Raw genomic sequence first — 13506 nt, 5'->3', positions numbered from 1 at the left:
AAAAAAACCGACATTTTACGGACAAGCCCAGATTCCGCGCGGCTCCCGGTGGGATGCGCAGGACCTGAGCAGCCCCATATTCGGTAGGATGACAGTCATGGCGGCGGCCCTGTCCGGCCATTTTTCTGCAGGACCACGGCCGCCGCGCCGCAACATCCTACACAAAAGCCGCAAACCCTGTTGTTATCGACAGTGGTATGCTTTAATCCATTACAAACTAGAACAACGGCATGGCACGTCCCCTTTTTCGCGCCCTCTGCCGCGGAACAGAGAATCACCATCATGAGCGACCAAATCAAGAACGTCAGTGACGCCAGCTTCGAGGCCGATGTGTTGAAGTCCGGCCAGCCGGTGCTGGTGGACTACTGGGCTGCCTGGTGCGGCCCCTGCAAGATGATCGCCCCGATCCTGGAAGAAGTCGCCGCCGAATACGCTGGCCGCCTGACGGTCGCCAAGCTGAACGTGGACGACAACCAGGGCACCGCCGCCAAGTACGGCATCCGTGGCATCCCCACCCTGATGCTCTTCAAGGACGGCCAGGCCGCCGCCACCAAGGTTGGCGCGCTGTCGAAGTCGCAACTTACCGCATTCCTGGACGGCGCGTTGTAAACTGCGTGCTGTAACCGAAGGCGCCGCCCAGGCGGCGGCGTCCTTCAAAGAAATACGCGCGAGCCCGTCCGTGGCGCGCCGACAAACCCCTCCTTTACATTCCCCCACCACTCACCGCGATGCACCTCAACGAACTGAAGGCGCTGCACGTCTCGCAGTTGCTGGAAATGGCCGCTGGCCTGGAAATCGAGAACGCCAACCGCCTGCGCAAGCAGGAACTGATGTTCGCCATCATGAAACGGCGCGCCAAACAGGGCGAGCAGATCTTTGGCGACGGCGTGCTTGAAGTCCTGCCCGATGGCTTCGGTTTCCTGCGCTCGCCCGAGACCTCCTACCTGGCCAGCACGGACGACATCTACATCTCGCCGTCGCAGATCCGCCGCTTCAACCTGCATACCGGCGACTCGATCGAAGGCGAAGTCCGCACGCCCAAGGATGGCGAACGCTATTTCGCCCTGGTCAAGGTGGACAAGGTCAACGGCGTGGCGCCCGAGGCGATCAAGCATCGCATCATGTTCGAGAACCTGACGCCGCTGCATCCGAACCGGACCATGCGCCTGGAACGCGACATCAAGAGCGAGGAAAACCTCACCGGCCGCATCCTGGACGTCTTCGCCCCCATCGGCATGGGCCAGCGCGGCCTGATCGTCGCCAGCCCCAAGTCCGGCAAGACGGTGATGATGCAGCACATCGCGCACGCCATCACCACCAACTATCCCGACGCGGTCATGATCGTGCTGCTGGTGGACGAGCGTCCCGAGGAAGTGACGGAAATGCAGCGCACGGTGCGCGGCGAAGTCGTGGCCTCGACCTTCGACGAGCCGGCCACCCGCCACGTGCAAGTGGCTGAAATGGTCATCGAAAAGGCCAAGCGCCTGGTCGAAATGAAGAAGGACGTGGTGATCCTGCTGGACTCGATCACCCGCCTGGCCCGTGCCTACAACACCGTCGTGCCGGCCTCCGGCAAGGTGCTGACCGGTGGCGTGGACGCCAACGCCCTGCAGCGCCCGAAGCGCTTCTTCGGCGCCGCCCGCAATCTCGAGGAAGGCGGTTCGCTGACCATCCTGGGCACCGCGCTGATCGAAACCGGCAGCCGCATGGACGAAGTGATCTACGAGGAATTCAAGGGCACCGGCAACTCCGAAGTCCACCTCGAGCGTCGCCTGGCTGAAAAGCGCGTCTACCCGGCCATCAACCTGAACAAGTCCGGCACCCGCCGCGAAGAGCTGCTGATCGCGCCGGACCTGCTGCAGAAGGTCTGGGTGCTGCGCAAGTTCATCCACGACATGGACGAAGTGCAGTCCATGGAATTCATCCTGGACAAGATGCGCGTCACCAAGACCAATGCCGAATTCTTCGACATGATGAAGAAGAAGTAAGTCAGTCCCTGGCGGCGCCGCGCGCCGCCAGCCGCGGACAGGCCACGCCTGTCCGCAACCGCAGCACCCAGGCCGCCGCGCGCGGCCTGCCCCTCCCCCCCAGTCTTGTCGTCCTGCCGATCGCGCAGTCGATCGCGGCCCGCCCGACCATGCGCCGCGCCGGCATCCCCATGCCCGGCCAGCCCGCGCGACGACGCATCCACCGCCTTGAGCCGACCTCGCGGATCCCGACCGATCCCGCGCCGTTTCCCTTTCAGCTTCCCGCACGGCCGACGCTTGTCGCTCGACGACAGCCGTCCATGTCGTATTTGGACAAGATAGCGTCCGGCCGGGGAAACAGCGGATCCCGCCTTCAGAGAAGAATGCTCCAAAAAACCCGCCTGGCACCTCCCTGGTGCCCGGTCACAGGACGCGGCGCCATGTATGCCGCGATCCCACAACGGAGACTTCATCATGAACGCCCTGCATCGGGAGAGCGTCGTCATCGACGGCCTCATCATTTCCAAATGGGACCGGTCCGTATTCGAGGACATGCGCCGCGCGGGCCTGAGCGCGGCCAACTGCACGGTATCGGTCTGGGAAGGCTTTGCCCAGACGGTGGATAACGTCGCCGCGATGAAGCAGCTGATTCGCCAGAACGAGGACCTGCTGACGCTGGTGCGCAGCGTCCACGACATCCGCCGCGCCAAGGCCGAGGGCCGGATCGGCATCATCCTGGGCTTCCAGAACGCCCACGCCTTCGAGGACCGCCTGGGCAACATTGAAGCCTTCGCCGACATGGGCGTGCGCGTCGTCCAGCTTTGCTACAACACGCAGAACCTGATCGGCACCGGCTGCTACGAACGCGACGGCGGCCTGTCCGGCTACGGCCGCGAAGTCATCGCCGAAATGAACCGCGTCGGCATCATGGTGGACCTGTCGCATGTCGGCGCCAAGACTTCAGAGGAAGCCATCCTCGCGTCCAAGCGCCCGGTCTGCTATTCGCACTGCCTGCCCTCGGGCCTGAAGGCGCACCCGCGCAACAAGAGCGACGAGCAGCTGCGCTTCATCGCCGAGCGCGGCGGCTTCGTCGGCGTGACCATGTTCCCGCCCTTCCTCAAGCGCGGCATCGATGCCACCGTGGACGACTATGTCGAGGCCATCGACTACGTCAGCGCCATCGTCGGCGAGGACAACGTGGGCATCGGCACGGACTTCACGCAGGGCTACGGGCAGCCCTTCTTCGACTGGCTCACCCACGACAAGGGCCGTCACCGCCGCCTGACCGACTTCGGCCCCATCCAGAATCCCGCCGGCATCCGCAGCATCGGCGAACTGCCGAACCTGACCGACGCCATGCAGCGCGCGGGCTGGAGCGACGTCCGCATCCGCAAGGCCATCGGCGAGAACTGGCTGCGCGTATTCGGCAATGTCTGGGATCGATAAGGAGCCCGCCATGCAACCGACCCTGCCCATCGATGTCGACGAGCAAACGGGCATCTGGAGCACCGATGGCCTGCCCATGCTGTACGTGCCGCGCCATTTCTTCATGAACAACCACCTGGCGGCCGAGAACGTGCTGGGCAGGGAGGCCTACGCCGCCCTGCTGTATCCCGCCGGCCACAAGTCCGCCTATTACTGGTGTGAACAGGAATCGCGCCGCCACAAGATCACCGGCGTGCCGGTCTACGAGCACTATCTGCGGCGCCTGTCGCAACGCGGCTGGGGAATCTTCGCGCTGGACGAGATCGACCCCGCCCGCACCCGCGCGCGCATCACGCTGCGCCACTCCGCCTTCGTGCTGGCCCAGCCCGGGACGGCAGGCCTGCTCTGCTACATGTACACGGGCTGGTTCGCGGGCGCGATGGACTGGCTGAGCGACCAGCACGGCCGACCGGCGCGCGCCCAATGCGCCGAACACCGCTGCGGTTCGCAGGGCCATGAGCGCTGCGAGTTCATCGTTCGTCCCGTCGACGCCTGAGGCCGGCCATGCGCTATTCACGCCTGTTTACGCCCATCACCCTGAACCAGGTCGTGCTGCGCAACCGCATCGTCAGCACGGCGCACGCCGAAGTCATCGCCGACGAGCACGGTCTGCCCGGCGAGCGCTACCTGCGCTACTACGAGGAAAAGGCCAAGGGCGGCCTGGGGCTGGCCATCTGTGGCGGCTCCAGCGTCGTGTCGCCAGACAGCCCGCAAGGCTGGTGGCGCTCGGTCAACCTGTCCACCGACCGCGTCATCGAGCCGCTGGCCCGCCTGGCCGACGCCATGCACCGTCACGGCGCGCGCATCATGATCCAGGCGACCCACATGGGACGGCGCTCGTCCTGGCATGGCGAGCATTGGCCGCACCTGGTCAGCCCGTCAGGCGTGCGTGAACCGGTGCACCAGGGCAACGCCAAGACGATAGAACCCGAGGAGATCCGCCGCATCATCGCCGACTTCGCGGCGGCGGCGCGCCGCGTGCAGGCGGCCGGCATGGACGGCATCGAGATATCGGCCGCCCACCAGCACCTGATCGACCAGTTCTGGAGCCCGCGCACCAACTTCCGCTCCGACGAGTACGGCGGCTGTCTGGAGAACCGCCTGCGCTTCGGCGTGCAGGTGCTGCAGGCGGTGCGCGAGGCCGTCGGCAAGGATTTCTGCGTGGGCCTGCGCATGTGTGGCGACGAATTCCACGAGGACGGCCTGAATCACGACATGCTCAAGGAAATCGCCCAGGCCATGGCCGAGACCGGCCTGATCGACTACCTGAGCGTGATCGGCTCGGGCGCCGACACGCACAACACGCTGGCCAACTGCATGCCGCCGATGGCGCTGCCGCCCGAGCCCTTCGTGCACCTGTCGGCGGGCATCAAGTCGGTGGTGAAGATCCCCGTCATGCATGCGCAGAGCATCCGCGACGCCAACCAGGCCGAACGCGTGCTGGCCAGCGGAGCGGCCGACCTCGTCGGCATGACGCGGGCGCAGATCGCCGACCCGCACATGGTCGTGAAAATCCGCGACGGCCGCGAGGACGAGATCAAGCAGTGCGTCGGCGCCAACTACTGCATCGACCGCCAGTACGACGGCCTGGACGTGCTCTGTGTGCAGAACGCCGCCACCACGCGCGAGACCACCATGCCGCACCGCATCGCGCCGACCCGCGGCAGGCGCCGCCGGATCGTGGTGGTGGGCGCCGGGCCGGCGGGCATGGAGGCGGCGCGCGTCAGCGCCGAACGCGGCCATGAGGTGGTGCTGCTGGAAAGCAACGCCGCGCTGGGCGGGCAGATCCTGCTGGCCGCCAGGGCGCCGCAGCGCGAGCAGATGGCGGGCATCGTCCGCTGGTTCGACCTGGAGATCAAGCGCCTGGGCATCGACTGCCGGCTGGGACAGGCCGCCAGCGCGGACGACGTGCGCGCGCTGGATCCCGACATCGTGGTGCTGGCCACCGGCGGACGCAGCCATGTGCACCACCTGCCGGCCTGGGGCGTGGCCGACGGCCTGGCCGTCAGCGCCTGGGACGTGCTGGCGGGCCGCGTCGAGCCTGCCAGGCGCGTGCTGGTCTATGACGGCGTCAGCACCCACGCGGGCGCGGGGGTGGCCGACTACATCGCCAGCCGCGGCGGATTGGTCGAAGTGGTGACGCCGGACACCAAGGTCTCCGAAAGCGTGGGCGGCACCACCTTCCCCATTTTCTACCGCAGGCTCTACGCGCAACAGGTCTTGCTGACGCCCAATACCTGGCTGGAGCGCGTCAGCGCCGAAGGCGACAAGCGCATCGCGCTGCTGCGCAACGAATACACCGACGAGCGCGAGGAACGCGAGGTCGACCAGATCGTCATCGAAAACGGCATCACCCCGAACGACGCGCTGTACGGCGCGCTCAAGGCGCAGTCCGCCAACCTGGGACAGACCGACATCCACGCCCTGTACGCGGCCGAACCGCAACCGGCCCTGGCCGAGCCGACCGGCGGCGGACGCTTTCTGCTGTTCCGCGTCGGCGACTGCGTATCGATGCACAACATCCACGGCGCCATCTACGACTCGCTGCGCCTGTGCAAGGACTTCTGACCATGGCCGCCTTTCCCAACCTCATCACCGGACTGTTCTGGCTTGCCGTGCTGGGCATCGGCGCGGGCACGCTGCGCCGCGCCTCGCTCTGGCGCGCCGGGCGCAGCGCTCCCATCCGCTGGCTGGACCTGCTCGCCGTGCCCAAGCGCTACTTCATCGATCTGCACCATGTCGTCGCGCGCGACCCCTACATCGCGCGCACCCACATCGCCACGGCGGGCGCGGCGGTGGCGGCCATGCTGCTGGTGGCGCTGAACTACGGTCTGGCGCTGTATTGGCAGGCCCTGGACATGGCCATCGCGCTGGCCGCGCTCGTCATGCTGACCGGCCTGGCCTTCGTCTGGCTGCGCCGCCGCCATCCGCCCGCGCGCCTGTCGCGCGGCCTGTGGAACCGGCTGCCGTGGATGCTCGGGGCGCTGGCGCTGGGCCTGTTGCTGCTGGGCGCGCTGCCCGCCACGTGGCTGGCGGGGCTGACCGGCCTGGCCACCACAGCGCTGCTGGCGGTGGGCGCCTGGGAGCTGACCGTGGGACTGGCTCGCGGCGGCCCGATGAAGCACGCGCTTGCCGGCCTGCTGCACCTGGCCTTCCATCCTCGTCCCGAACGCTTCAGCGGCGCGCCACGCGGCCAGCTCGCGGCGTTGCGCCCGCTGCCGCTGGACGGCGAGACGCTGGGCGCCGGCACGCCGGCGGCCTTCAGCTGGCAGCAGTTGCTGAGCTTCGACGCCTGCGTGCAGTGCGGCAAGTGCGAAGCCGCCTGTCCCGCCTATGCCGCCGGCCAGCCGCTCAATCCCAAGAAGCTGATCCAGGACCTGGTCGTGGGCATGGCCGGCGGCACCGACGCCGGCTATGCGGGCAGTCCCTCGCCCGGCCTGCCCGTCGGTCGCCACCACGGCGCGCCGGCGAGTCCCATCGTGCCCGAGCTGATCGAACCGGAAACGCTGTGGGCCTGCACCACCTGCCGCGCCTGCGTGCAGGCCTGCCCGATGCTGATCGAGCATGTCGACGCCATCGTCGACATGCGCCGCCAGCAGACGCTGGAACATGGCGCCGCGCCCGGCAAAGCCGCCCAGGCGCTGGCCAATCTGCGCGAGACCGGCACGGCGGGCGGCTTCGACCTGGGCGCGCGCTATCACTGGGCCGTGGACCTGGGCGTGGAACAGATCCAGCCCGGCCGTCCGGTGGATGCGCTGCTCATCGCCGGCGAAGGCGCGTTCGACATGCGCTACCAGCGCAGCCTGCGCGCGCTGGTCCGGGCCCTGCAGGCGGGCGGCGTGCGCTTCGCGGTGCTGGGCGCGCTTGAAACCGATACCGGCGACGTGGCGCGCCGCCTGGGCGACGAGGCCACCTTCCAGCAACTGGCGCGCGCGTTGATCCATACGCTCGACGGCCTGGACTTCCAGCGCATCGTGACCGCCGACCCGCACGTGCTGCACTGCCTGCGCAACGAGTACCCCGCGCTGGGCGGACGCTATATCGTCGAGCATCATTCCGCCACGCTGGCCGCCCTGGCCCGAGCAGGCAGCATCCGCCTCAAGCCGCTGGAATCGTCCGCGCCCCTGACCTACCACGACCCCTGCTACCTGGCCCGCTACAACGGTGAAACCGAGGCGCCGCGCGAGCTGCTGGCGCGGCTGGGCGCGCCACTGCGGGAAATGACACGCCACGGCCTGGAAGGCCGCTGCTGCGGCGGAGGCGGCGGCGCCCCGCTGACCGACATCCCCGGCAAGCGCCGCATCCCCGACATCCGCATCGCCGACGCGCGCGAAACCGGCGCGGCCACCGTCGTCGTCGCCTGTCCCAATTGCACGGCGATGCTGGAGGGCGTGGTCGGCCCGCGCCCCGACGTGCGCGACATCGCGGAGCTGGTTGCCGACGCGCTGGAGACATCATGAACGCCATACGCAGGATCAATCCGCGCCGGCCGTACACGCTCACCGCCGAGGGCCTGAGGCGCATCGTGCTGGGCCAGTCCGCCGCGGCCGGCGACGATGCGTCGACGCCCGCCCAAGCCGGCGACGCCAGCGCCGCCAAGCCCCTGCGCAGCCAGGCGCCCGCCATGCGCCGCATGCTCGCGGTAGCCCACAGCGAACGCGGCGCGTTGTCGGCGGGCGCGCGCCAGGCCGTCGCGGCGGCGGCGCTGCTGGCGCAGGCGGACACGGCCGTGCACCTGCTGGTGTTCGGCGATTGCCGCGACGATCCGGCCACGCTGGGAGCGGATGTGCTGATCCAGGCGCAAGCGCCCGCCGCCCATGCGCCCGATCTTGCCCTGGCCGCCCTGCTGGCGGAAATCGCCGGCGATCCGCCGCTGCACATCTTCATGTCCGACGAGGATCCCGACGACGCCGACCTGGGCAGGCGCCTGGCGGCGCACACCGGCTACGCGGCGGCAACGGGCGTGGTCTCGCTGAACGCCGGCGAAGCCTTGCGCATGGCGGGCCCGGCTCAGCTCGCCCGCTGCCCCCTGCCGCGCATCCTGCTGCTGGCCGCTGATGCCGTCGACGACGCCCTGCCCTGGGCTGGCCGTGGCGTGCGCCGCCAGATCCCCTGGCCGCAGGCGCCCTCGCACTATCGCGAACAGGCGCGCTTCAAGCTGGACGCCGCCGAGCTGGCATTGGAAGAGGCCGACCTGATCGTCTCCGCCGGCAACGGCGTGCGCGACCTGGAGAGCTTCCACGCATTGGCGGCGGCGCTCGGCGCCGCCGTCGGCGCCAGCCGCGTGCCGGTGGACGATGGCCGCTTTCCCCGTTCGCAGCAGATCGGCGCCACCGGCAGGACCGTCAGCGCCAGCCTGTACCTGGCATTCGGCATTTCCGGCGCGGTCCAGCACCTGCAAGGCATCAAGGATTGCCGGCATGTGATCGCCGTGAACCTCGACGCCAGCGCGCCGCTGATCAAGCGCGCCGACCTGAGCATCATCGACGACGTGCACAGCGTGACGCGGGCGCTGCTGGCCGAAGTCGCGCGGGCCCGCGAGGCCGTGCGCATTCCGCTGGAGACGCCCCATGGCTGAACCGCGCATCGCCGTCCTGGTATCGCTGGGGCGCCATCCCGTCAGCGGCGCCGTCCGCTGGAGCCGCAACGACGGCGCCGCGCTGGCGCTGGCCCGGCGCCTGGGCGGCACGTCCGTCGCCGTGCTGCACGCCGGCGATCCGGACGAGCCCGCGCTGCGCGGCTATCTGGCGCTGGGCGCGCCCTGCGTCCAGGCCATCGACGTGCCGCGCGACCTGGATGTGCTGGATCCCCTGGCCGCCCAGCTGCGCGACTACACCCTGGTCATCTGCGGCAGCCGCGGCGAATCCGGCATGGGCAGCGGCCTGCTGCCCTATCTGCTGGCGCACCGCCTGGGCCGTCCGCTGTTGCCGGACGTGCTGTCCGCCGAGCTGGCCGGCGGCTTGGTCCGGGCGCGGCAGTTCCTGCCCAAGGGCCGGCGCCGCGACATGGAAACGGACCTGCCCGCGCTGCTGGCCGTGCATCCCGGCGCACCGTTCGAGCCGCGCTATGCCTATGCGCGGGAACGCGCCGGACGCGTGCTGTCCATGCCGCCTCCCGCCCAGGCCGCGCCGCTGGCCGACGCCTGGCGCATCGAGCCGGCCGACGCGCGCCCGCGCAAGCTGGCCGCGCCCGAACGACGCTCCGGCCGCGACCGGCTGCTGGCCGCGACCGCCATGGCCAGCCGGGGCGGCGAAGTCATCCAGCACGGCACCCCGGAAGACAAAGCGCGCGCGGTGCTTGCCTATCTGCGCACTCACAACCTGGTTGATTACTGAGGTGGACCATGAACATCATCGCCCCGCTTTCCACATCCCGCCCGCGCGTGGACGACGCCCTGCGCGCCCTGATCGCCAACCGCGTTCCGGGCCACAGCCTGGACGCGCCGTTCTACCTCAGCCAGCAGGTCTTCGACCTGGACATGGAGGCGATCTTCGCCCGCCACTGGATCCATGTCGCGGTGGAGCCTGACATTCCCGAACCGGGCGACTACATCACCGTGGATATCGGCCGCCATTCGGTCGTCATCGTGCGCGACGACGACCGGCAGATCCGCGCCTTCCACAACGTCTGCCGTCATCGCGGTTCGCGCCTGTGCCAGGAACAGCAGGGCTCCGTCGGCAACCTGGTATGCCCTTATCACCAGTGGACCTATACGCTGGACGGCAAGCTGGCCTATGCCGAGCACATGGGCGCCGGCTTCGACAAGCGCGCACACGGACTCAAGCCCGTGCATGTGCAGAGCCTGGCCGGCATCCTCTTCATCTGCCTGGCGGACACGCCGCCGACCGACTTCTCACGGCTGCGCGACGAAGTCGAGCCCTATCTGCTGCCGCACAATCTTTACGACTGCAAGGTCGCCGCGCAGATCGACATCGTCGAGGACGGCAACTGGAAGCTCACCATGGAAAACAACCGCGAGTGCTATCACTGCGCAGCCAACCACCCCGAACTGACCATCTCGCTGTTCGAATACGGCTTCGGCTACCAGCCCTCCGCCGCCAACGCGCAACAGCTGGCCGACTTCGACGCGCTGTCGCAGCGCCTGGAATCCGAATGGCAGGCCGACGGACTGCCATCTTCCGAACTCGACTGCCTCGACGAGCGCATCAGCGGCTACCGCGTGCGACGCCTGCCGCTGGACCGCGCCGGCGAATCGGAGACCCTGGACGGTCGGGTGGCTTCGCGCAAACTGCTGGGCAATTTCCAGCGCGCCGACCTGGGCGGGCTGTCTTTCTGGACGCAACCCAACGGCTGGTTCCACTTCATGAGCGACCACATCGTCGCCTTCTCGGTGCTGCCGATCGCGCCCGAGAAGACGCTGGTGCGCACCACCTGGCTGGTGCACAAGGACGCGCGCGAACACGAGGATTACAACGTCGACAACCTGACGGCGGTCTGGCGCGCAACCAACAGCCAGGACCGCGCGCTGGTCGAGATATCGCAGCAGGGCGTGCGCAACCCGGCCTACCAGCCCGGCCCCTACTCTCCCCATGCCGAGGGCCTGGTGGAGAAATTCTGCAACTGGTATGTCGGCCGGCTGACGGCCTACTGCCTGGAATAATGCGCGGCCATGAACGTCCCCCAGACCGCCGCCCTGGCCGCCGCGCCGTCCATCGACGGCGCCACCCCGCTTCTGCATCAGCGTGAGTACTGGCGGCGCCTGCCTCCGCCCTGGAACAGCGAAGCCGAAGAGGCGCTGCTGTGCACCCACGTCCGCGCCGAGACGCACGACGTCAAGAGCTTCTTCTTCCGCTCGCCGGCCGGCCACGCCTTCGCCTTCATGCCCGGCCAGTTCCTGACGCTGGAGCTGGAGATCGGCGGCGCGCGGCTGAACCGCTGCTACACGATATCGTCGCCGCCGACCCAGCCGCACACGCTGTCCATCACCGTCAAGCGCGTGCCCGGCGGCCCGGTGTCGAACTGGCTGCACGATCACCTGAGCGCGGGCATGGCGGTGCGGACGCTGGGGCCGGCGGGCGTCTTCAGCAACGCGCTGCATCCGGCCGAACGCTACCTGTTCCTGTCCGCCGGCTCGGGCATCACCCCGCTGATGTCCATGGCGCGCACGCACCGCGACCTGTGCGACGACCGCGACATCGTCTTCGTCCACAGCGCCCGCACGCCCGACGACATCATCTTCGAACGCGAACTGGGCCTGCTGGCCTCGAACCTGTCGCGTTTCCGCGCCCACTTCGTCTGCGAGCAGCTCGGCCGCCGACCATCCTGGCACGGGCTGACCGGCCGGCTGAGCCTGCCCGCGCTGGCGCTCATGGCGCCCGATTTCCTCGATCGCACCGTGTTCACCTGCGGACCGGCGCCCTATATGCGCGCGGCGCGCGACATGCTGGCCCAGGCCGGCCTGGACATGAGCCGCTATCACGAAGAGAGCTTCTCCTTCGACGAACAGCCGCCCGCGCCGGCCCCGGAAGCGCGCGCGCCATCCGCCGGCGCCGGCTTCACCGTGCGGTTCGAGCGCAGCCAGCGCAGCCTGAGCTGCGAAGCGGATCAGACCGTGCTGGACGCCGCGCGCGCCGCCGGCTTGCGGCTGCCGTCCTCGTGCACGCAGGGCATGTGCGGCACCTGCAAGGTCAGGCTGCTGTCCGGCGAGGTCGACATGCGCCATCAGGGCGGCATCCGGCAGCGGGAGATCGACCAGGGCATGGTGCTGCTGTGCTGCAGCCGCCCCCTGAGCGACCTGGTCATCGAGAAATGAACCCTGGCGCCGCGCGAAGCATCAGGCAGGCGCTGTTTCCACGAACGGTTTCGATAGGACAACCCTGATTTCCCCCCTGAAACAGCAGCACAGCTCCACGCAAACGCGATAACGGCCGATACTGAGCAGCACTTTCGGTCGTCATGCTGGACTGCCGGCGCTTACCCGCCGGCAACAGGCCCGGTCCGGCGCCTGCCCGCGAGGGCGACGCCAGCCGGATGTTTGCTTGGCCTTGAACGAGGTCGATACGCATGCATCCCCAACCCCATCCGGACACCCCGGTTTCCAGCCGGCCCCTGCCCGTCCAGCCCGATCCGCCCGACGCGGCGCACAGCCATTTCGGCTTCCTGCTGCTGCCCGACTTCTCGATGATCGCCTTCGTCAACGCCATCGAGGCGATGCGGATGGCCAACTATGTCAGCCGGCGTCCGCTGTATCGCTGGACGGTGCTGACGCCCGACGGCGCGCCCGCCACGGCCAGCAACGGCCTGCCCATCACGCCCACCGCGAGCCTGGACGACACGCCGGCCATGGAGACCCTGTTCGTCTGCGGCGGCATCGAGGTCAGGCGCCACATCAACGGCGCGCTGGTCCGGGCGCTGACGCGGCTGGCGCGCCTGGGCATGACGCTGGGCAGCCTCTGTACCGGCAGCTATGCGCTGGTCAAGGCCGGCCTGATGAACGGCTACCGCTGCGCCGTGCATTGGGAAAACCTGTCGTCGCTACGAGAGGAATTCTCGGCCGTGGCATTCACCGAGGACCTGTTCGTGACCGACCGCGACCGCATCACCTGTTCGGGCGGCACCGCGCCGCTCTACCTTATGCTGGATCTCATGGCGCGGCGCTACGGCGACGCGGTGGCCGCCGGCGTGTCGGAACAGTTCATCCTGGACCGTATCCGCAGCGCCACCGAAAAACAGCACATCCCGATGGCCGCCCGCATCGGCGTCAACCGGCGCGAACTGGTGAACACGGCGCAGCTCATGGAAGCGCACATCGAAGACCCGCTGAGTTTCGACCAGATCGCGGAGAGCGTGGGGCTGTCGCAGCGGCAATTGCAGCGCATGTTCAAGAAATACCTGAACATCTCGCCCACCCGCTATTACCTGTGGCTGCGGCTGCGCCGCGCTCGCGAACTGCTGCTGCAGACGGACATGTCGGTGATGAGCGTCACGGTGGCCTGCGGCTTCCAGTCGCCCTGTCATTTCAGCAAGGCATATCGTTCGCAGTTCGGACATCCGCCGAACAGCGAACGCCGGCGCGCGCGGGCCTGACGTGGCG

General features: G+C 68.5%; 11 protein-coding genes. All 11 read left to right on the top strand.

Translation table 11 applies throughout. The annotated features are described in order from the left end of the window. Positions 1–282 precede the first annotated feature (282 nt). The 11 genes from trxA to AC6LJ9_RS24850 all read left to right on the top strand — a co-directional run bounded on the left by trxA (position 283) and on the right by AC6LJ9_RS24850 (position 13499). Complete coding sequence (trxA, locus tag AC6LJ9_RS24900; RefSeq protein WP_103275358.1) at positions 283–609, top strand: thioredoxin TrxA; 327 nt, start codon at positions 283–285, stop codon at positions 607–609. 119 nt (positions 610–728) lie between these two features. Then, positions 729–1988 (top strand): transcription termination factor Rho, encoded by a 1260-nt coding sequence (rho, locus tag AC6LJ9_RS24895; protein ID WP_103275359.1) that lies wholly within the window; start codon positions 729–731, stop codon positions 1986–1988. A gap of 453 nt (positions 1989–2441) precedes the next feature. Further along, positions 2442–3413: a dipeptidase gene (locus tag AC6LJ9_RS24890; protein ID WP_498149598.1), complete on the top strand. Its 972-nt coding sequence runs from the start codon at positions 2442–2444 to the stop codon at positions 3411–3413. Between the two features lie 10 nt (positions 3414–3423). Next, complete coding sequence (locus tag AC6LJ9_RS24885) at positions 3424–3948, top strand: DUF5943 domain-containing protein (RefSeq protein WP_498149597.1); 525 nt, start codon at positions 3424–3426, stop codon at positions 3946–3948. An 8-nt stretch (positions 3949–3956) separates the two neighbouring features. After that, positions 3957–6020: an oxidoreductase gene (locus tag AC6LJ9_RS24880; RefSeq protein ID WP_498149596.1), complete on the top strand. Its 2064-nt coding sequence runs from the start codon at positions 3957–3959 to the stop codon at positions 6018–6020. 2 nt (positions 6021–6022) lie between these two features. Further along, positions 6023–7912: a (Fe-S)-binding protein gene (locus AC6LJ9_RS24875; RefSeq protein ID WP_498149595.1), complete on the top strand. Its 1890-nt coding sequence runs from the start codon at positions 6023–6025 to the stop codon at positions 7910–7912. Further along, positions 7909–9030, top strand: a complete 1122-nt coding sequence (locus AC6LJ9_RS24870) for an FAD-binding protein (RefSeq protein ID WP_498149594.1) — start codon at positions 7909–7911, stop codon at positions 9028–9030. The genes AC6LJ9_RS24875 and AC6LJ9_RS24870 overlap by 4 nt, the downstream gene beginning before the upstream one ends. Continuing rightward, positions 9023–9787: an adenine nucleotide alpha hydrolase family protein gene (locus AC6LJ9_RS24865; protein ID WP_498149593.1), complete on the top strand. Its 765-nt coding sequence runs from the start codon at positions 9023–9025 to the stop codon at positions 9785–9787. Before AC6LJ9_RS24870 ends, AC6LJ9_RS24865 begins: the two co-directional genes overlap by 8 nt. Before the next feature lie 8 nt (positions 9788–9795). Beyond that, complete coding sequence (locus AC6LJ9_RS24860) at positions 9796–11073, top strand: aromatic ring-hydroxylating oxygenase subunit alpha (RefSeq protein WP_498149592.1); 1278 nt, start codon at positions 9796–9798, stop codon at positions 11071–11073. 9 nt (positions 11074–11082) lie between these two features. After that, complete coding sequence (locus AC6LJ9_RS24855) at positions 11083–12225, top strand: FAD-binding oxidoreductase (protein WP_498149591.1); 1143 nt, start codon at positions 11083–11085, stop codon at positions 12223–12225. A 251-nt stretch (positions 12226–12476) separates the two neighbouring features. After that, the gene (locus AC6LJ9_RS24850; RefSeq protein ID WP_498149590.1) at positions 12477–13499 is read left to right on the top strand and encodes a GlxA family transcriptional regulator; all 1023 of its coding nucleotides are present in this window, start codon (positions 12477–12479) and stop codon (positions 13497–13499) included. The last annotated feature ends 7 nt before the right edge of the window (positions 13500–13506 follow it).

This window comes from Achromobacter sp. 1011811831, assembly GCF_059760905.1.
This window is presented reverse-complemented; position numbering and strand designations above follow the sequence as displayed.

Coding starts and splice junctions, on each gene's coding strand:
- trxA (WP_103275358.1), top strand. CDS start 283: ATGAGCGACCAAATCAAGAACGTCAGTGACGCCAGCTTCGAGGCCGAT.
- rho (WP_103275359.1), top strand. CDS start 729: ATGCACCTCAACGAACTGAAGGCGCTGCACGTCTCGCAGTTGCTGGAA.
- AC6LJ9_RS24890 (WP_498149598.1), top strand. CDS start 2,442: ATGAACGCCCTGCATCGGGAGAGCGTCGTCATCGACGGCCTCATCATT.
- AC6LJ9_RS24885 (WP_498149597.1), top strand. CDS start 3,424: ATGCAACCGACCCTGCCCATCGATGTCGACGAGCAAACGGGCATCTGG.
- AC6LJ9_RS24880 (WP_498149596.1), top strand. CDS start 3,957: ATGCGCTATTCACGCCTGTTTACGCCCATCACCCTGAACCAGGTCGTG.
- AC6LJ9_RS24875 (WP_498149595.1), top strand. CDS start 6,023: ATGGCCGCCTTTCCCAACCTCATCACCGGACTGTTCTGGCTTGCCGTG.
- AC6LJ9_RS24870 (WP_498149594.1), top strand. CDS start 7,909: ATGAACGCCATACGCAGGATCAATCCGCGCCGGCCGTACACGCTCACC.
- AC6LJ9_RS24865 (WP_498149593.1), top strand. CDS start 9,023: ATGGCTGAACCGCGCATCGCCGTCCTGGTATCGCTGGGGCGCCATCCC.
- AC6LJ9_RS24860 (WP_498149592.1), top strand. CDS start 9,796: ATGAACATCATCGCCCCGCTTTCCACATCCCGCCCGCGCGTGGACGAC.
- AC6LJ9_RS24855 (WP_498149591.1), top strand. CDS start 11,083: ATGAACGTCCCCCAGACCGCCGCCCTGGCCGCCGCGCCGTCCATCGAC.
- AC6LJ9_RS24850 (WP_498149590.1), top strand. CDS start 12,477: ATGCATCCCCAACCCCATCCGGACACCCCGGTTTCCAGCCGGCCCCTG.